This is a genomic window from Parafrankia sp. EUN1f (assembly GCF_000177675.1).
Taxonomy (GTDB): Bacteria; Actinomycetota; Actinomycetes; order Frankiales; family Frankiaceae; genus Parafrankia.
Genome location: NZ_ADGX01000011.1, coordinates 1 through 17953, shown reverse-complemented (window position 1 = coordinate 17953; position 17953 = coordinate 1). Strand labels below are relative to the sequence as shown.

The window sequence follows — 17953 nt, the reverse complement described above, 5'->3', positions numbered from 1 at the left end:
CCATTACGGACCCAGTGGTCGGGGAGGTCGATGAGACGCCGTCGACTTCACCCTGATCGGCTTCTTTGCCGAGCCCGTCGAGCCCGTCGAGCGTGTCGAGCCGAGCGGGTGTCACTGTGCCGCCGGCCCAGGCAGGCCGATCATTCGCCACATCGGAGGAGAAGGAGGCCGTCATCTGCCCGTTCGATCTCTCGTTGCTGCCTTCTGGTTCCGGCAGAGCGTCGCCTCCTGCCGGATGCCGGTGGCGAACGGCCGAGGAGCGAAACCGAGGTCCCGCACGGCATCCTCAATCGAGAAGGCCTTGTCCTCGGTCAGCCGGGCGATCTGCTCCCTTTTCAGTCGCGGGCGGGCCGATCGATGCTCGTAGGCGCCGATGAGCGCCGCCACCGGCCTGACCGGGATGGGCAGGCACGTCGGGCGGCGGCCCGCGGCGGCGCCGGCCTGCTCGACGACCTGGCGCAGTGTCAGCGCGGCGGGTCCGGCGGCGGTGTAGGTGCGGCCGATCGTGACGTCGAGCTCGACCGCGCGAACGAGCAGCTCGGCGAGGTCGTCGACGTGTATGGGCTGATGGAGCTGGTGACCGCCGCCGGGCAGCGGTATGGGCAACATCGGCCAGCGCTGCAGCAGGTTGAGGAGCCGCGCCATGTTGCGGTCGTCCGGCCCTCCGTAGATCATGGTTGGCCGGATGATCGTCCAGTCGAGCCCACTTGTGCGGATCGTGTTCTCAGCGGCCAGCCGCGTCTGCTTCGACGGCGGGTCCAGCGCGGTGAAGATTCCGGTCGTGGAGACGAAGAGGGCGCGGGTGAGGTGAGCCTGCAATGCTGTTTCGACAATTGTGTCGGCGTGCCCGAAGCCGAGCGAGGCGATGTTGAGCAGTGCGTCGGCCTTCGTCTCTGCGAAGGCGCCGCGCAGTGCGGCGGCGTCATCCAGGTCACCCCGGACCACCTTGGCGCCGAGGGCGCTCAGACGGCCCGCGCCTGACCCTCCTCGAGCGAGGCCGGTGACCTCGTGGCCCGCGGCCACGGCGTGCCGTACGGTCCGGGATCCGAGGAATCCGCTGCCCCCGATGACGAGTAGCCTCATCGCCCGCTCCCTCGTCCTTCCGCATGGTGGGTGACGGTTCGAGGGTTCTCAGGACCAGGTTGGCGGGGGCGGGGTACTGGTTGGGCGCCGTTACGCGGCTTCCCCTGCGCGGCCGGCCGGTATGCCGAGGCCGCCGCTGGCAGCTCGTCCTCGGACCTCGGGCCATCCGGTGCCTGCTGGTGCTGCCCGCCCTCCCGCTGGTTGGGTGGGGGCTGCCCGTGGTGAGGCTGTTCCTCCTGAGGTTGCCCGGCCAGGACCCGCAGGAGTAGATGACGGTAGCGAGCGGCCAGTGCTGATCGGTCGAAGTGCCGCGCGACATGCTCGCGTGCGGCCAGGCCCATGGCCACGTTGCGGTCCGGATCCGTCGCCAGGTCGAGTATGGCGCCGGCGAGGGCCTCCGGGTCCTCCGGCGGTACGACCACGGCGCCGGCCTCGGTCAGGATGCGGGCTGCCTCGCCGCGCACCGAGCCGATCAGCGGGCGGCCCGCGGCCAGCAGCTCGAACATTTTTGATGGGATGAAAGTCTCGAACAGTGGTACGTCCCGCAGCGGAACCAGGCAGATGTCGGCGGAGGCGACCAGCGCGGCCATGTCTGAGCGGGGGACCGCGGGCGCAAGGGCGGTGTTCGTGAGGCCGAGCCGCCTGATGTGCTCGGTGAGCCGCCGCTTGTCGGCTCCCTCGCCCACAAAGGCGAAACGGATCGAGGGCGTTTCCTCGGCCAGCAGCGCGGCGGCGTCGGCGACGGAGGTCAGGCCCTGCGAGATGCCGTGTGCGCCGACGTAGAGCACGAGCGTGTCGGCGGGCCCGGCTCCCAGCCGGGCCCGTACCTCCGCGGATGCGGGTTCGTCTGGCCTGAATCGATCGAGGTCGACGCCGTTCGGGATCACGTGCACCTTCTCCGCGGGTATGCCCCGGCGGATGATGTCCTCACGGAAGCCTTCGGTAACGGTGACAACGGCGTCTGCGGCCCGGTATGCGGCCAGCTCCAGCTTTTCCAGAACCGCGATGACCTTGCGGTTCGTGATCAGACCCAACTGAACGAAGATCGCAGGCCACAGGTCGCGTATCTCGACCACCAGCCGCGCGCGCCGCAGACGCGCCAGGACCCAGGCCGAGCCGAGAGCGAAGAAGGTGGGCGAGGAGACGACCACGACGTCGACGGGGCCAGCGGGCCGGCCGCCCAGCAGCACCGACGTCACCATGAACGACAGGTGGCTGAGGGTCTTGCGCAGCACGCCTTCGTTCGGGGTCGCATAGAGCCAGGTGCGGACCACCCGGTACCCGTCGGTGTGTTCCAACCGCCTGCGTGCGCCGCGGTAACTGGTGGGCACCACACCGGTCGGATGGTTCGGCATGCCGGTCAGCACGGTGACGTCGAGGCCGGCGGCGGCCCAGGCCCGCGCTGTCTCCGACAGGCGTGCCTGGGGGGCGCCCACCTCGGGGGGGAAGTAGTGGGTAACGAGCAGAACCCGCGGGGGACCAGCGCCACGCCTCACGACATCGACCTCTTCTGGGGAACCCGGCGATCGGACCGCGCCTCATTGCTATTAGTAGTCAACCGTATTCGCATGGTTGTCGAATAACCTGGATTGCTGTCGTCACCGGGTGTCGGCCGGGTCGGGTGCCCGGGCCGTCCGGGTGGGTTCAGGCCGATCAGTGGTGGGCTGTGGGTTGTCGCCCTGTCGTTGGTGCGGCAGGACGAGCTCCCGGGAGCCATCCCCCGACTGGGCGGGATCGGCAGGAGCCGGCTGCTCGGCGCATCCCCGTGCGTGGGCGAGTGTGATCAGCCGAGGCGCGTTCAGATAACCCACGACCAGTACGAGCAGCGCGAGGTCGGCCGTCACCCGGATGTCCGTGTCACCCCGCGCTGCCAGTAGTCCCAGGCCTGAGCTCGCCGCGAGGAGGCTGGCGACCGTGACCGTGACCCGGGTGTGCGTCCAGCCCACGTCGGTGAGTTGCTGGTAGGTGTGGGTGCGGTGGGGCAGGTACCAGCGCTCGCCCCGTAGTACCCGGCGCACCAGCGTGGCGCCGGTGTCGGCGAGGTAGATCAGTAGCGGCGCCAGCACCGCCTCGACCGGGATGCCGGACAGGATGCCCTGGAACGCGAGCACGGCGAGGCTGGTGCCGAGGATGTAGCTGCCGACGTCGCCCAGAAAGATCCGCGCGCGGGGGAAGTTGAACGGCGCGAAGCCGATCGCCGACCCGACCAGAACGGTGCCGCCCGCAGCCAGCGCCGACGCCTCGTACAGATGTCCCACCACGATGAGGCTGCCGCCGGCGACGGCGGCCTGCGCGGACGAGATGCCGTTGATCCCATCCATGAAGTTGAACGCGTTGACGAAACCGGCGATCCACAGCGGGCCGATCAGCGCGGCGGCGGACACCGCCACCACGGGTGGGATCGGTACGGCGTCGAGGGACACGCTGGTGAGAAGCGCGGCCGACACCGCCAGGCTGGCGAGCAGTTGCAGTGCCAGGCGGCGCAGCGGGGAGATGCCGCCCACGTCTCCACCCAAATCCTCGGCGAGACCGACGAGACCGAACAGTGTCACCCCGACGATCATCGGGAGCAGGCTGGGGGGGTCGCCGTGACCGCTGGCGACCTGGAGCACCACCACGCCCGCGAAGATGCCGAGGGCTACGGCGATGCCGCCGCCCCGAGGGGTCGGCACCTGGTGCGAGGAGCGTTCGTTGACGTCGTCGATGGCTGCCAGGCGCCGCATCGCGCTGACCACGACCGGCATGACGGCGACGGTTACCAGAAGCGCCGCCGCACCCGCTGCGATCATGTCACTCCTTACGGCTCGGCTCGGCAGGCGATGACCCGCGTGGGCATGCTGGCGTCGCGGCCGCGGCTTGCTCACAGGTTGGTGACACTCCAACGGCACGACAGGCCGCTGTTCGTGGCTGAATGTAAGTCATCAACTACCCTCTGTCGCATGACGCGAGTGCGAGTGTCTGACCGGTCGCGGCGCCGCGGCTCTTCGGCCCGACGGGTCCCAGTGACAGGCCGGGATCTCCGATGAGGCAGGTGGTCCAGGCCGCGGGCGGTGGAGAGGTCCGGGTCGTCGAGACCCCGATCCCGTCCATCGAGGCGACCGAGGTCCTCGTGGAGACCACCGCCACCATCGTGTCCGCCGGCACCGAGCGGGCGGTGACCACGCTCGCCCGGTCGGGGCTGCTGGCCAAGGCACGGGCACGCCCCGACCTTGTCCGCCGGGTGGCGGAGAAGGCCCGAGCGGACGGCATCGGCGAGGCGGTCCGCTCGGTCCGCGACCGCCTCGCCTCCGAGCTGCCACTCGGTTACAGCGGGGCCGGCCGGGCGGTCCGCGTCGGTGACGCCGTCGAGGGCATCCGGCCCGGCGACCTGGTGGCCACCGGGGGTGCCGGCTGGGCGAACCATGCCGAGTTCCAGGCGGTGCCCGGGCTGTTGTGCGCGCGGGTACCGGCCGGGGTCCCCGACGCGGACGCCGCCTTCGCGACCATCGCCGCCATCGCGCTCCACGGGCTCCGGCTGGCTGAGGTCGGCCCGGGAGCCAAGGTGGTCGTCGTCGGACTGGGTCTCATCGGCCAGCTCGCCTCCCGTATCGCGCTGGCCAGCGGATGTGATGTGGCCGGCGTCGACCTCGCGGACCTGCCCCTGCAGACCGCTGCCGCGACCGGCGTGCGGGCCCTGCGGGAGTCCGGCGAGGCGACCACGGCCGCAGTGCGGCAGTGGAGCCGCAGGCGCGGGGCGGACGCGGTGCTGATCTGCGCGGCGGGCCGGTCCGGTGATCCGGTGATGCGGGCGACGGAGTTCGCCCGCGACCGGGCGCAGCTTGTCGTCGTCGGGGACGTCCCGTTGGGGCTGGCACGCGCGCCGTTCTACGAGAAGGAGCTCGTCCTGCGCTTCGCGCGTTCTTACGGACCCGGTCGGTACGAGCGGGGCTACGAGGAATGGGGTGTGGACTACCCGGCGGGCCAGGTCCGCTGGACGGAGGGCCGCAACCAGGAAGCGGTGCTCGACCTGCTCGCCGCCGGCCGGCTGTCCGTGGCCGACCTGGTCACCCACGCCTTTCCGCTTGAGCGGGCCGCGGAGGTCTATGACCTGGTGGCGACGCGACGGGAGCCGTACCTGGCCATCCGGTTCGACTACCCGCGCCGCACCGGGCCGGTGGAAGACGCCGAGGCGGCGGACGACGGTCCGCCCGCGGAGAGCACCACATCGACCGAATATTCCCTGGCGGGGAAGGCCCGGCAGGTCGGGTACCCGCGACCGGTGGCACGTGGGGCCGGTTCACCTGGGCGTCGCGGTGATCGGATCGGCTGGATCGGTGCGGGGAACTTCTCCGGCTCGGTGCTGCTGCCGGCCTTCAGAGCCGCCGGTTTCGACCGTTTCACCAGTGTCGCTTCGGCGAGTGGGCGATCAGCTCGAGCCTTCGCCGACCGGCATGGCTTCCAGGGGGCCGCGGCTGGGGTTGAGGAACTGCTCGATGACGACGACATCGATGTCGTGGTGATCGCGACACCGCACTCGACGCACGCCCGGCTGGCGGCGGCGGCCCTCGAACGAGGCCGGCATGTGTGGTGCGAGAAGCCGTTGGCCCTCGACCTGGCCGAGCTCGAGATGGTTGAGCGGGCGGCGGACGTGGGCGGCGGGGTCCTGATGGTGGGCCTCAACCGCAGGTTCTCCCCGGCGGTCGTCGCGGCCCGTCGGCGGCTGGCGGAGCGGGACGGCCCGTTGAGCCTGATCTACCGGGTCGCCGCCGGTCCCGTACCCGCCGACCACTGGTACGGCGACCGGCTCGAGGGCGGCCGGCTCCTCGGTGAGGTCTGCCATTTCATCGACACCTGCGTGGCGCTGGCAGGTAGCCGGGTCGAGACGGCGACAGCCGTGCCCGGCCGCGGTGGTGAGGTGCTGCTGGCCGAGGACCTGGCCGTGACCATGCGGCATGTCGACGGCACCCTGTCGACCGTCGCGTACAGCTCCGCCCGGCCCCGGGCCTGCCGGAAGGAACTGGTCGAGGCTCTCGCCGGCAGGAGCCACCTGCGCATCGACGACTTCCGGGAGCTGGTGATCGATGGTGTCTCGGAATGGAAAGGCGCGCAGGACAAGGGGCATCGGGCCGCGGTCGGCGCGTTCCTGCGGATGTGTCGCGGTGGCGCGACGGACGTGACGGCGGAACTGATCGCGTCGTCCCGGGCAACGCTTGCCGCCGCCGCGAGCCTCGGCACTGGCCTTCCGCAGCCAACAGGTCTTCCGCGGTCGGCGGCGGCGGTGGCGGTGGAGCCGACTGGCATCGACCTGGCGGGTGCTCGCCGTGCGGGCACGGAGCAGGTGGGCCGGCCAGCGGTGCCGGCAGCGCGAAGGGTGGGCGCGGACAGCATGCCGCCCGAGGGCCAGGCCTCTCCCGCGCTGCGAGAGGAAGGCGAGCGGGCCGAGGCGCCGGGTGGGCCGGGCGCGCTGGGCGCGCTGGGCGTGTCCGCGGTACGTCGGGCGCCTGAACGGCAGGACCGCGACGGGACGGCCACGCCGTGACCACGGTCGCGCCGCACGCGGTCGTCGTGGCCGGGGCCCGGCCGAACTTCATCAAGGTGAAGCCCGTGATCGACGCGCTGACGGCTGATGGCGTCCGGACCACCCTCGTGCACACGGGGCAGCACTACGACGACGCGATGAGCGGGGTCTTCTTCGCCGATCTTGGTCTGCGCCCGCCGGATCACCACCTGGAGGCCGGCTCCGGATCCCATGCCGTGCAGACGGCCGCGGTGATGACCGCCTTCGAGCCGCTGCTGATGCGACTGGCTCCCGATGTGGTGGTCGTCGTCGGGGACGTGAACTCGACACTTGCCTGTGCGCTGGTCGCGGCCAAGGCGGGAATCGCGGTGGCGCACGTCGAGGCCGGCCTGCGCAGCGGCGACCGGGCGATGCCGGAGGAGATCAATCGGATCGTCACCGACCGGCTGTCGGACCTGCTGTTCGCGCCCAGTCCCGAGGGCGTGAAGCACCTGCTCGCGGAGGGCGTGCCGCCGGACTCGGTGCATCTGGTCGGCAATGTCATGGTCGACACGCTGCTGGCGTGCCGGGAGCGGGCTCGTGCCCGGCCCACGCTCGCCGAGCTGGGCCTGCGTTCGGGCGGGTATGGCATGGTGACGTTGCACCGGCCGAGCAACGTCGACGATCCCGCGGTGCTCGGCGACCTGGTCGCGGCACTGGGGGAGATCGCCAGCCGATGCCCGCTGGTCTTCCCCGTGCACCCACGTACCGCCAACCGGCTGGTCGGTCGACTCCCGGCTGGTCTGCGGCTACTCGGACCGGTGGGGTATCTCGACTGCCTCGCGCTGCAGATGGGAGCGCGACTGGTGCTCACCGACTCGGGCGGCGTGCAGGAGGAGTCGACGGTTCTCGGAGTTCCGTGCCTGACGTTGCGGGACAACACCGAGCGGCCGATCACTGTCACCGAGGGGACCAACCGGGTGGTGGGCCGTTCCCCGGATGCGGTGGTCGCCGCGGCGCTCGAATGGCTGGAGCGGCCGCCTCCGCCGCGATGTCCCGCGCTGTGGGACGGGCGTGCCGGTCAACGGATCTCCGCCGTGCTCGCCCGGACTTTCGCCGGCAGCGGCGGCGGGCAAGATCTGCGCGACGGAGTTCGGGAGCTCCCTACCCCGCGAGCGGTAACTGACCGTGACACGAACTTGCCGATGCATAGCTGAGAGTGGCGATGGCGCCACACTGGGCTCATGACTTCATCGGGAAAGCTGGTAGTGGTCGGCCAGGGGTATGTCGGTCTCCCGCTCGCGATGCGCGCCGTGGAGGCCGGCTGGCGGGTGGTGGGCGTCGACGTCGACATCAGTCGAGTCAAAAGACTTGTGGTCGGTGAGTCCTATGTCGAGGACATCGCTGACGGTCAGCTGGCCGCGGCCCTCGCCTCCGGCAGGTACGAGGCGACGACCGACTACGCCGCGGCGGCGGCCTTCGACGTCGCGGTCGTCACCGTGCCGACCCCGTTGCGGGAAGGCGTGCCCGACCTCAGTTTCGTGACGGACGCGGCGCGGAGCCTGGCACCCTTTGTGGCACCCGGCGTCACAGTGGTGCTGGAATCGACGACCTACCCGGGCACGACCGAAGAACTGTTCGGGCCATTGCTGGAAGAGTTGTCCGGTCTCACTGCCGGCACCGACTTCCGGCTTGGCTACTCGCCGGAACGTATTGATCCGGGGAACAAGGTCTGGCGGCTGGAGAACACTCCGAAGGTCGTTTCCGGTGTCGACGAGGCCTCGCTCAGGGCCGTGACCGCCTTCTACGACTCGCTGGTGGACAGCACCGTTCCGGTGGCCTCGACGAGGACCGCGGAACTCACCAAGCTCCTGGAAAACACCTTCCGCCATGTCAACATCGCTCTGGTCAACGAGCTCGCCATGTTTGCGCACGAGCTCGGCGCGGACGTCTGGGCGGCGATCGACGCCGCCTCCACCAAACCTTTCGGCTTCATGCCGTTCCGACCGGGTCCCGGCGTCGGAGGTCATTGCCTTCCGATCGACCCGTCCTACCTGTCATGGCGCGTCCGGTCGCGGCTTGGTCGCAGCTTCAGGTTTGTCGAACTGGCCAACGATATCAATCACCACATGCCGGACCATGTGGTGAGCAGGGTGGCCGAGATGCTTGGCCGACGAGGATGTTCTGTGCACGGAAGTCGTATTCTGCTGCTGGGGCTCGCCTACAAGAGGAACACCGGGGACTCGCGGGAGTCGCCAGCGGCCCGGGTGGCCGCGCTGCTGGCTGATCGCGGAGCGGAGGTCTTTGCGGCCGACCCGCACGTCGATCCCGCGCACGTTCCGGGGCGGATCGAGCTGGTCGATGCCGACGAGGAGCAGACGGCGGCGGCGGACCTGGTTGTCGTGCTGGTCGATCACGACGCGTTCCGGCGCGACATCGTGTTGCGCCACGCCCGGGCCGTGCTGGACACCCGCCACTGGCTGCAGCCGTCCGCGGGGTCGGCGGCGGGAACGGCCGCAACGGCCGCAACGGTCGGCGTGGCTGCTCCGAGCGGCTCGGCGAGAGCCTTCGTTCCCGCGCAGCGCTCCGCGCCGGGACGGGCCATGGTCGAGTCCATGTGACGCCGCGCTGGGAACGTACGCCGCCACCTGGCCTGGGGATCCGCGGTCGAGCGGTCACCCGTCGGTCTGGCCCGAATCGCAGGTTCGGCGCGGGGCGTCGCGAGGCGGCGCCCCGCCTTTTCGTCTCACGTTGCCGAGTGTCATAACTCTGTGTAGTAGAACTCTCTCTGTAGGTTGGCGAAGGTTGCCAGATGTCCTGGCCAGGTGCTGAGCGTCCACATCCGAGTTCGGAACGTGTGCGCAGTCGCGGCGGCGGGTGGATATCGGTGACGAACGGGCCAAGGGCAGACGAAGCGGCGGCGGACCGGCAGGTGGCATGCGCATGGGTGGCAGGGGCACGGGTGGCGCTCGGACCGATCGATGGCCTGCGGGCGCCGACCGGTCCGGCGGGCCGGTGACAGTCGACGGGCTCCTCGCGGTGGTCGACGGGCAGAGTGTGGTCGACGGGCAGAGTGTGGTCGACGGGCAGAGTGCGGTCGACGGGCAGAGTGTGGTCGACGGGCCGGCACCCGCGGCGGGGGACGCGCGCGGCGCGGCGACCGGCGACCGGTTGCTCCCCCCGCCGGCCGGGCAGGTGAGCCCGGCTCCCGCCCCGTCCAGCCGTGCCAACCCGGTGACGGTGCTCGAGGTGCTGTCGAGGATGGACGTGGCCGGTGAGACGATTCGGGCCGTCAACCTGCTGCGACGATTGGACCCGGCCGAGTTCCGGCTGCTGTTCTGCGTCACCTCGGGGGCGCCCGGATCGCTGGACGAGGAGATCCGGTCGCTCGGGGGCGAGGTGTACTACTGCCGCGCGGATCCGAGCTTCCCGTTCGCGTTCCACCGGCTGCTGCGCCAGGTCCGGCCCGACATCGTCCACTCCGGGGTGGCGACCTTCTCGGGTGTGGTGCTGACGGTTGCCCGGGCCGCCGGTGTGCGCCGCCGGGTGGCTCACTTCTTCACCAGTACGGATCGCCGCGGCGACAGTGTCCGCGGTCGGCTCCAGCGGGCGCTGGGCCGGGTTCTGCTGGATGCGTTCGCCACCGATCTGATCGCGGTCAGCGAGGCGGCCATGCGTGGCCTGTGGCGCGAGTCCTGGCGGCTGGACCCCCGGTGCCGGGTCATCTACAACGGCGTCGAGCTCGAGCCCTTCGGGGTGGCCATCGCCGGCCAGCGCCCGATGCCCTCCCTGCCGGAACTCGACGAGCTGGGGGACGTCGCACCGCCGCCGCTGACGGTCCTGCACATCGCCCGCCCCGATCCGGTGAAGAACCGGTCGCGCGCGATCGAGATCGTCGCGGCGATGTGTACCCGCGGGCTCGACGTCCGGCTGCGGTTCGTGGGTCGGCAGAGCCCGGAGGAGACCGAGCGGCTGATGACCCTCGCCAGCGGTCTGGGGGTGTCGGACCGGGTCGAGTTCCTCGGCGAGCGGGGCGATGTTCCCAAGCTCCTGGTGAACTCGTCGCTGCTGCTGGTGACCTCGCTGCACGAGGGCCTGCCGAGCGTCGTGCTCGAGGCGTGCGCGGTCGGTACCCCGGTGCTGTCGTCGGATCTGCCGGGTGTCGCGGAGATCGCCCGGGTGCTGCCCGGGATCACCATGCTTCCGCTGGGAACGCCGAACGAGATCTGGGCCAGTACCGCCGCCGACCTGGCGGTCGTGCCGCCGACGCTGGACGAGCGTCGGGAAGCGATGCGCCGGCTGCGGCGATCTCCGTTCACGATGGAGAACTGGCAGCGCGACATCACGGCCGTGTGGTCGTAGCCGTTGCCTGCTCCGGCACAGCCTGCTCCGGCACAGCCTGTTCCGGCACAGCCTGTTCCGGCACGGTCTGTTCCAGCGCAGCATCTACCCGCTGTTCCAGCGCAGCCTCTACCCGCGCCGGATGATCCGGTGCGGGCCGGGTCCGTCCAAGGTGGGTCCGGCCTGGGTGGGACATCCCACCTTCCGGTGTCATGGCCAGCGGACAACGCACCCCCCGTCGCCGTGATCCCGGCCGTCTCGTCCGGCCTGACCAGGGGGCATGCGGTACACGTCCGGACCGACCACCTGATATTTGTAGCCTCTGCGAGGGAAAAACGGCGTGGACCGCCGGGACCGGGGGCACGTGCCCGGGAGGCGGCGGTCACAGCCACGTCGAGCCCTGTGGGAATGTGACCAACGGCTCTCGGCGTCGCCGTCACCCCTGACAGTGCCAGGATGGGGTCGAGTGGACGACCGTGGCGAACTCAGGGTCGGCCACAGTGATCGGTGGTTGTGTCGAACCTTCCCGCTGACGAGAAGCGGGGAGGTGACGAGGAGGAGACGAAGGCCATGGACAGCTTCGGCAGCACCGGCAGACTCGCGGTAGGTGATCGCACCTACACGATCAGGCGGTTGGACGCGGTGCCCGGGGCGGACCGCCTGCCGTACAGCCTCCGTGTTCTGCTCGAGAACCTGCTGCGTACCGAGGACGGCGCGAACATCACCGCCGACCACGTACGAGCGCTCGCCAACTGGGACCCGGCGGCCGAGCCGAGCCAGGAGATCCAGTTCACCCCGGCCCGGGTCATCATGCAGGACTTCACCGGTGTCCCCTGTGTGGTCGACCTCGCCGCGATGCGGGAGGCGATGGTCGCGCTCGGCGGTGACTCGTCGAAGATCAACCCGCTGGCGCCGGCCGAGATGGTGATCGACCACTCGATCATCGCCGACCACTTCGGCCGGCCCGACGCGTTCGAGCTGAACGCGACCCTGGAGTTCGAGCGCAACCGCGAGCGCTACCAGTTCCTGCGCTGGGGCCAGGCGGCGTTCGACAACTTCACCGTGGTGCCGCCGAACACCGGCATCGTGCACCAGGTCAACGTCGAGCACCTCGCCCGGGTCGTCTTCACGAAGGAGACCGCCGAGGGCACGCTGGCCTACCCCGACACCCTCGTGGGGACGGACAGCCACACCACGATGGTCAACGGCCTCGGTGTGCTCGGCTGGGGCGTCGGCGGCATCGAGGCCGAGGCGGCGATGCTCGGCCAGCCGGTCAGCATGCTGATCCCGACCGTCGTCGGCTTCAAGCTCACCGGTGAGCTCCCGCCGGGAACCACCGCCACCGACATGGTGCTCACCATCACCGAGCAGCTCCGCAAGCACGGCGTGGTCGGCCGCTTCGTCGAGTTCTACGGCGAGGGCGTCGCGAACGTCCCGCTGGCGAACCGCACCACCATCGGCAACATGAGCCCCGAGTACGGCTCCACCTGCGCGATCTTCCCGATCGACGCCGAGACGCTGTCCTACCTGCGGCTCACCGGCCGCCCGGACGAGCTCGTCGCGCTGGTCGAGGCCTACGCCAAGGAGCAGGGCCTCTGGCACGACCCGAGCCACGAGGCCAACTACACCACCACTCTCGAGCTGGATCTTTCGACCGTGGTCCCCTCCCTCGCCGGCCCGAAGCGCCCGCAGGACAGGGTTCCGCTGTCGACGGCGAAGCCCGCCTTCCGCAAGGCGCTGGGCACCTACGCCGGTCCGACGGAACTGGTCAACGGCGGTCTGGACGAGGCCGACGCCGAGTCGTTCCCCGCCTCCGACTCGGCCGCGCCGTTCGCGGACAAGCCGTCGGACGCGCCGGTCTCGGCCAACGCGGTCGCCGGTGACATCAGCAGCCGCCCGTCGAAGCCGACGCGGGTGACCCTGGCCGACGGCACCACCTTCGAGATCGACCATGGCGCGGTCGCCATCGCCGCGATCACCTCCTGCACCAACACCTCGAATCCGCAGGTCATGCTGGGCGCGGCGCTGCTTGCGCGGAACGCGGTGGAGAAGGGCCTGACCCGCAAGCCGTGGGTGAAGACCACCTTGGCTCCCGGTTCCAAGGTGGTCATGGATTACTACGAGCGCGCGGGCCTCGTCCCTTACCTGGAGAAGGTCGGGTTCAACCTGGTGGGCTACGGCTGCACCACCTGCATCGGCAACTCGGGCCCGCTCGCCGACGAGATCTCCGCCGAGATCAACAAGGCGGACCTGGCGGTCGTCAGCGTGCTGTCAGGCAACCGGAACTTCGAGGGCCGGATCAGCCCGGACATCAAGATGAACTATCTGGCGTCCCCGCCGCTGGTGGTCGCCTACGCGCTGGCCGGCACGATGGACATCAACCTGGACACCGACCCGCTGGGCACCGACACCGCCGGCGAGCCGGTCTACCTGCGTGACATCTGGCCGAGCGAGGCCGAGGTCGCCGAGGTCGTGGCCAGCTCGATCGCGTCCGAGATGTTCTCGAGTGGCTACGCCGACCTCTCCGGCGACGCCCGCTGGCAGGCGCTGCCCATCGGTGACGGCGGCGAGGTCTCCCAGACCTTCGGCTGGGTGGAGGACTCCACCTACGTGCGCCACCCACCGTACTTCGAGGGGATGTCCGCCAAGCCGACGCCGCGCACCGACATCGTCGGCGCCCGGGTGCTGGCCTACCTGGGGGACTCGGTCACCACCGACCACATCTCCCCGGCCAGCTCCATCAAGAAGGACTCCCCGGCGGGGCGCTACCTCACCGAGCACGGGGTGGCCCCGTCCGACTTCAACTCCTACGGGTCGCGCCGCGGCAACCACGAGGTGATGATCCGGGGCACCTTCGCCAACATCCGGCTGCGCAACAAGCTGGTGCCCGGCGTCGAGGGTGGCGTCACCCGGCACCTGCCCGACGGCGAGCAGGTGGCGATCTACGACGCGGCGCAGAAGTACGCGGCCGAGAACGTGCCGCTGGTGGTGCTCGCGGGCAAGGAGTACGGTTCCGGCTCCTCGCGTGACTGGGCCGCGAAGGGCACGGCCCTGCTCGGCGTGCGGGCGGTCATCGCCGAGTCCTACGAGCGGATCCACCGGTCGAACCTGATCGGGATGGGCGTGCTGCCGCTGCAGTTCCCGGTCGGCGAGTCGGCCGAGTCGCTCGGGCTCACCGGTGAGGAGACCTTCACCATCACGGGCCTGGCCACCATCGACGAGAAGACCCCCACCATCACCGTCCAGGCGGGGGACAGGTCGTTCGAGGCCGTGGTCCGTATCGACACCCCCGGCGAGGCGGAGTACTACCGCCACGGCGGCATCCTGCTTTACGTCCTGCGCTCTCTGATCTGATCCTGGGTCGGAATCGGAGTCGGAGTCGAGGTCGGGGTTCGTCCGGGATGGCCTCCCGAGGCCTTCTGGGCGGACCCCGCCGCAGTGCTCCTTGCCGCCGCAGTGCTCCTCGCGCCGACGAGCCTGCGCAGGTACAGCGCCGCTGCGATGATCACTGTGAGGTCGTCGACCAGGCCGACCGGCCCGAGTGGAACCTCCGGCACGGCGTCCACCGGCGAGATCACGTAGAGCAGGCTGGCGATCGTCGTGGCCACGGCGTGCAACGGCAGCCGGTAGCGGCGCAGCAGGTACCAGGCGCCACCGGCCAGCAGCACGCCGACCAAGGCGATCACGCCGAGGATCACCACCAGGGCGGTGCCGAGATCGTCGCTCATAGTGATGCTCACCGTTCCTTCGGCAGTCGGAGTGATCCGCACTCCGAATGCCCGTTCCGACGCCATTGCGAACGTTCCCGGCGGCACCAACGTTCCTCGCTCGCGCGCAGCTGCGCTCGCTGGGCGCCGCGGTACCCCGGCTTCCCCTCGCCCGGGTCGGGACGGCAGACTGCCGGTATGACCTTCGCTGGCGACGAGAAGATCACGTGTGACCTGCCCGAGGACGACGCGGAGATCATCCGGTCCGCTGCCGAGGCAGAGGGTCTCAGCCTGGCGATGTTCGCGGTCGAGAGCATGCGGCGCCACGCCCGGGACGTGCTCGCCGACCGCCGCCTGTTCCGGGTCGCCGAGTCCGCCTGGGCCGAGCTGGAGGCGATGCTGCAGGCACCGCCGGCCGACAACCCGCGGATGCGACGCCTGCTCGACGAGGAACCGCGTGAGCAGCCACCCGGCCAACAGCCCGGCCAGCCGGACGCCTAGTCGAACGCCGGTGCCGGCCCGCAGGCCCCGGCCACGCCGGTTCCGCGTCGGTACCGGACGTCAGCACATCTGAGATCGGTCTTGGCTGGATGGGAGCTTGTTCCGTGTCGTTCACGAAGCCGTCGGCCCTGCTGGAGGACCACGACACGGTCGCGTTCGGCTGTGGTGACCCGGCCGTCGACGGCTGGCTGCGCCATCACGCCAAGGACCACCAGAAGGAACGGATCACCAACACCTTCGTGATCCTCGACGGCACCACCATCGCGGGGTTCTACTGCCTTGCGACAGCCGCAGCCGAGCGGGTGGCGCCACCGTCGCGGTGGCGGTCCCGCCGCCCCACCGACCCCGTGCCGCTGATGCTCGTCGGTCGACTGGCCGTGGACGTCCGTTATCAGGGGCGGGGTGTCGGTGCCCGGCTGCTGCGGGACGCGACGATGCGGGCGTTGACGGTGCGTCGCATGGTGGGAACTCCGTTGCTGGGCGCCCACGCCATCGCTTCCACCGGCCGAGCCTTCTACCGGCACTTCGGCTTCGCGCCCACCGGGGTGGACCCGCACCTGCTGCTCCTGCCCCTGCAGGACGCCGCCAGCCTCCCGAGCTAGCCGCCGGCCGGCCGCCGCCGGCCGCCGGCCACCGGGCTCCGGCCACGAACGCGGCCACGAACGCGGCCATGAACACGACCAGGGCCTGCGCCGAGGCCGGGTGGCGCCGCGGGAGAGCCAGGCCCTGTGCCGGCGCCGGGTGCCGGGGTGGGTTCTCCGCCGGCGCCTGATTTCGCGGTCGACACAATTTCTGCCGGCTCCGGAAGGCGGCGCACCTTTCCTGCCGTCTTTCGGTCGCTCAACAGTGCAGGTAAACAGGTCGCCGGCGACCCGTCATGGCCGGCGGGTTATTGTTCCGGGTGTCATGCCTGGTCGGGCGCCGCATACGCCTATTTCCCCGTTCTGGCGTCTGGTGTACGGGTGGGTGGCGGGTGGATTCGCGTGATTTCTGCGCTCCTATGGTCTGATCTCGGGGTGGGAATCAAGGGCCTTTTCCGTCTCGACTCGGACCCGTGGCATCCCTGACCGTACACCGTGAGATGGAAAAGGATCGTTGTTTCGGGTCAGCCTCCCGTCGCCTGCGCATTCGGCTAAATGGGTCGGAACAGAAGGTCCAAAGGTCCTGGCGACACGTCTGTTTTGAGCCTCCGTCCGCCTGCTGGCCAGCGGCTATGTTGTCGCCCGACGAACCGATGCAGCAGATCTTTTTTGAAAGGTTGGAAATGGCGAGCAGAATTGGGCGCCGTACCGCGATTCTCGCGACCTCCGGTTTGGTTTCCGTCGCGGTGACGCTCGGCGCGGGCGCCGGTGTCGCGCAGGCCGCTCCGTACGGCGGCGAGCACCACGGCAAGCAGAACGTCAAGAAGGAGCGCGTCGCCGTCAGCTACGAGCGCGTTCTCTGGTTCGACCACAAGGACAAGAAGGAGCACAAGAAGAAGGACCACCACGGCAAGGACGAGAAGGACCACAAGAAGAAGTGGCCCGGCTACGACGACGAGGCCGCCGACCCGACGGCCGACGAGCCGGGTACCGGTTTCGAGGGCCCGGGCGGCGATGAGGGCTGGGGCGGGTTCGACGACTCGGCGCTTCTCCCGCCCACCGGCGGCTTTGACGACCCGTCTGCTCCCGTCGTGGACCCGACGGCCGCCGTCGTGGACCCGGCCGCCCCAGTCGTGGACCCGACGGTCGTGGACGGGCCGGTTGCCGGCGAGGAGGCGCTGGCTGGTCCGTACGACAAGAAGCGCCACAAGAAGAAGCACGACAACATCTCGAAGCGCAAGGACGCCATCAGCTACGAGCGCGTTCTCTGGTTCGAGAACGAGAAGAAGAAGCACCACAAGAAGCACGACAAGAAGGAGTACGGCGAGGAGTCGTACGGCGATGACTCCTACGGTGACGACTCCTACGGTGACGACGACCCCTACTACGGTGGCGACTCGTACGGTGACGACTCCTACGGCGACCCCGGAGACTGGGGGACCCCGGGTGCTGTCGAGGAGCCGGTGGCCTACAGCCCCAGGCCGGGCGGGGACTACAAGCACCACGAGAAGAAGAACCTGGTGAAGAAGAAGATCCGGATCACCTTCGAGAAGGTTCTCTGGTTCGAGAAGAAGCACGACAAGAAGAAGCACCACGAGAAGTACGACAAGCCCGGCAAGGATGACTACCAGTGGGGCGACTACGGCGACTACGGCGACTCTGTCGACGGTCCGTCGGAGACGTCCGCAGTTGTGGGCGCTCTGTAGTCGGCAGGTAATCCAGCGGGAGCCCGGCGTAGGCCAGCCGGGCCACGCAGGTGGTGAGGCGCCGCCGCGCGTATCGGCGGCGCCTCACCGTGGGACGGGACGGTCTCAGCCCCGGAGCAGGGCCCGGGACATGACCATCCGCTGGATCTGGTTGGTGCCCTCGTAGATCTGCGTGATCTTCGCGTCGCGCATCATCCGCTCGACCGGGAAGTCACGGGTGTAGCCGGCGCCCCCGAAGAGCTGGACGGCGTCGGTGGTGACCTCCATGGCGACGTCCGAGGCGAAGCACTTGGCGGCGGCGGTGATGAAGCCGAGATTCGGCTCGCCGCGCTCGGCGCGGGCCGCCGCGACATACACCATGTGCCGAGCCGCCTCGATCTTCATCGCCATGTCCGCGAGCATGAACTGGACGCCCTGGTTGTCCGCGATCGGGCGGCCGAACTGGCGGCGTTCCTTCACGTAGCCGATCGCCGCGTCCAGCGCGCCCTGCGCGATGCCGACGGCCTGCGCGCCGATCGTCGGCCGGGTGTGGTCGAGGGTGCGCAGCGCGGTGCGCAG

Annotated in this window: 13 protein-coding genes; 8 read left to right on the top strand and 5 right to left on the bottom strand. The window is 69.9% G+C overall.

The genetic code is table 11. The annotated features are described in order from the left end of the window. Window positions 1–171: 171 nt before the first annotated feature. From FREUN1FDRAFT_RS04765 to FREUN1FDRAFT_RS04755, 3 genes are all read right to left on the bottom strand, one after another. Window positions 172–1083: an NAD(P)-dependent oxidoreductase gene (locus tag FREUN1FDRAFT_RS04765; protein WP_006538824.1), complete on the bottom strand. Its 912-nt coding sequence runs from the start codon at window positions 1081–1083 to the stop codon at window positions 172–174. Then, complete coding sequence (locus FREUN1FDRAFT_RS04760; RefSeq protein WP_006538823.1) at window positions 1080–2579, bottom strand: glycosyltransferase family 4 protein; 1500 nt, start codon at window positions 2577–2579, stop codon at window positions 1080–1082. The genes FREUN1FDRAFT_RS04765 and FREUN1FDRAFT_RS04760 overlap by 4 nt, the downstream gene beginning before the upstream one ends. A gap of 102 nt (window positions 2580–2681) precedes the next feature. Further along, window positions 2682–3872, bottom strand: a complete 1191-nt coding sequence (locus tag FREUN1FDRAFT_RS04755) for a glycosyltransferase family 4 protein (RefSeq protein WP_006538822.1) — start codon at window positions 3870–3872, stop codon at window positions 2682–2684. A 233-nt stretch (window positions 3873–4105) separates the two neighbouring features. On the opposite strand from FREUN1FDRAFT_RS04755, the gene FREUN1FDRAFT_RS04750 reads away from it, so the two are divergent. The 5 genes from FREUN1FDRAFT_RS04750 (at window position 4106) to FREUN1FDRAFT_RS04730 (ending at window position 14254) form a co-directional block, all read left to right on the top strand. Beyond that, window positions 4106–6601 carry a bi-domain-containing oxidoreductase gene (locus tag FREUN1FDRAFT_RS04750; protein ID WP_006538821.1) on the top strand — a complete coding sequence of 832 codons (2496 nt, stop codon included), beginning with the start codon at window positions 4106–4108 and terminating at the stop codon, window positions 6599–6601. After that, on the top strand, window positions 6598–7776 hold the full coding sequence (gene wecB / locus FREUN1FDRAFT_RS04745; RefSeq protein ID WP_006538820.1) for a non-hydrolyzing UDP-N-acetylglucosamine 2-epimerase: 1179 nt from the start codon (window positions 6598–6600) through the stop codon (window positions 7774–7776). The genes FREUN1FDRAFT_RS04750 and wecB overlap by 4 nt, the downstream gene beginning before the upstream one ends. Window positions 7777–7803: 27 nt before the next feature. Next, entirely contained in the window at window positions 7804–9180 is a 1377-nt protein-coding gene (locus FREUN1FDRAFT_RS04740; protein ID WP_035950013.1) for a nucleotide sugar dehydrogenase, read from the top strand. A gap of 322 nt (window positions 9181–9502) precedes the next feature. Beyond that, window positions 9503–10921 carry a glycosyltransferase gene (locus tag FREUN1FDRAFT_RS04735; protein WP_006538818.1) on the top strand — a complete coding sequence of 473 codons (1419 nt, stop codon included), beginning with the start codon at window positions 9503–9505 and terminating at the stop codon, window positions 10919–10921. Window positions 10922–11470: 549 nt separating this feature from the next. Continuing rightward, complete coding sequence (locus FREUN1FDRAFT_RS04730; protein ID WP_006538817.1) at window positions 11471–14254, top strand: aconitate hydratase; 2784 nt, start codon at window positions 11471–11473, stop codon at window positions 14252–14254. Here the strand turns inward: FREUN1FDRAFT_RS04730 and FREUN1FDRAFT_RS04725 are convergent. Then, a complete protein-coding gene (locus tag FREUN1FDRAFT_RS04725) occupies window positions 14230–14628 on the bottom strand; it encodes a YkvA family protein (RefSeq protein WP_083828554.1) in 399 nt (132 codons plus the stop codon). The two genes, FREUN1FDRAFT_RS04730 and FREUN1FDRAFT_RS04725, sit on opposite strands and share 25 nt — an antisense overlap. 177 nt (window positions 14629–14805) lie before the next feature. Here FREUN1FDRAFT_RS04725 and FREUN1FDRAFT_RS04720 point away from each other — a divergent pair, with 177 nt between their 5' ends. The 3 genes from FREUN1FDRAFT_RS04720 (at window position 14806) to FREUN1FDRAFT_RS44950 (ending at window position 17395) form a co-directional block, all read left to right on the top strand. Beyond that, entirely contained in the window at window positions 14806–15108 is a 303-nt protein-coding gene (locus FREUN1FDRAFT_RS04720; RefSeq protein WP_006538815.1) for a DUF1778 domain-containing protein, read from the top strand. 104 nt (window positions 15109–15212) lie between these two features. Then, a complete protein-coding gene (locus FREUN1FDRAFT_RS04715; RefSeq protein ID WP_006538814.1) occupies window positions 15213–15710 on the top strand; it encodes a GNAT family N-acetyltransferase in 498 nt (165 codons plus the stop codon). A 662-nt stretch (window positions 15711–16372) separates the two neighbouring features. Then, window positions 16373–17395, top strand: coding sequence for a hypothetical protein (locus FREUN1FDRAFT_RS44950; RefSeq protein WP_006538813.1), 1023 nt, complete (start codon window positions 16373–16375; stop codon window positions 17393–17395). A gap of 105 nt (window positions 17396–17500) precedes the next feature. Here the strand turns inward: FREUN1FDRAFT_RS44950 and FREUN1FDRAFT_RS04705 are convergent. Then, window positions 17501–17953: acyl-CoA dehydrogenase family protein (locus tag FREUN1FDRAFT_RS04705; RefSeq protein ID WP_035950010.1), on the bottom strand; the 453-nt coding region annotated here is incomplete at its 5' end.

What these genes read in the sequence shown, in the direction of transcription:
- FREUN1FDRAFT_RS04750 (WP_006538821.1), top strand. Translation starts at nt 4,106, where the DNA reads ATGAGGCAGGTGGTCCAGGCCGCGGGCGGTGGAGAGGTCCGGGTCGTC.
- FREUN1FDRAFT_RS04730 (WP_006538817.1), top strand. Translation starts at nt 11,471, where the DNA reads ATGGACAGCTTCGGCAGCACCGGCAGACTCGCGGTAGGTGATCGCACC.
- FREUN1FDRAFT_RS04740 (WP_035950013.1), top strand. Translation starts at nt 7,804, where the DNA reads ATGACTTCATCGGGAAAGCTGGTAGTGGTCGGCCAGGGGTATGTCGGT.
- FREUN1FDRAFT_RS04765 (WP_006538824.1), bottom strand. Translation starts at nt 1,083, where the DNA reads ATGAGGCTACTCGTCATCGGGGGCAGCGGATTCCTCGGATCCCGGACC.
- FREUN1FDRAFT_RS44950 (WP_006538813.1), top strand. Translation starts at nt 16,373, where the DNA reads ATGGCGAGCAGAATTGGGCGCCGTACCGCGATTCTCGCGACCTCCGGT.
- FREUN1FDRAFT_RS04755 (WP_006538822.1), bottom strand. Translation starts at nt 3,872, where the DNA reads ATGATCGCAGCGGGTGCGGCGGCGCTTCTGGTAACCGTCGCCGTCATG.
- FREUN1FDRAFT_RS04735 (WP_006538818.1), top strand. Translation starts at nt 9,503, where the DNA reads ATGGGTGGCAGGGGCACGGGTGGCGCTCGGACCGATCGATGGCCTGCG.
- FREUN1FDRAFT_RS04720 (WP_006538815.1), top strand. Translation starts at nt 14,806, where the DNA reads ATGACCTTCGCTGGCGACGAGAAGATCACGTGTGACCTGCCCGAGGAC.
- FREUN1FDRAFT_RS04725 (WP_083828554.1), bottom strand. Translation starts at nt 14,628, where the DNA reads ATGAGCGACGATCTCGGCACCGCCCTGGTGGTGATCCTCGGCGTGATC.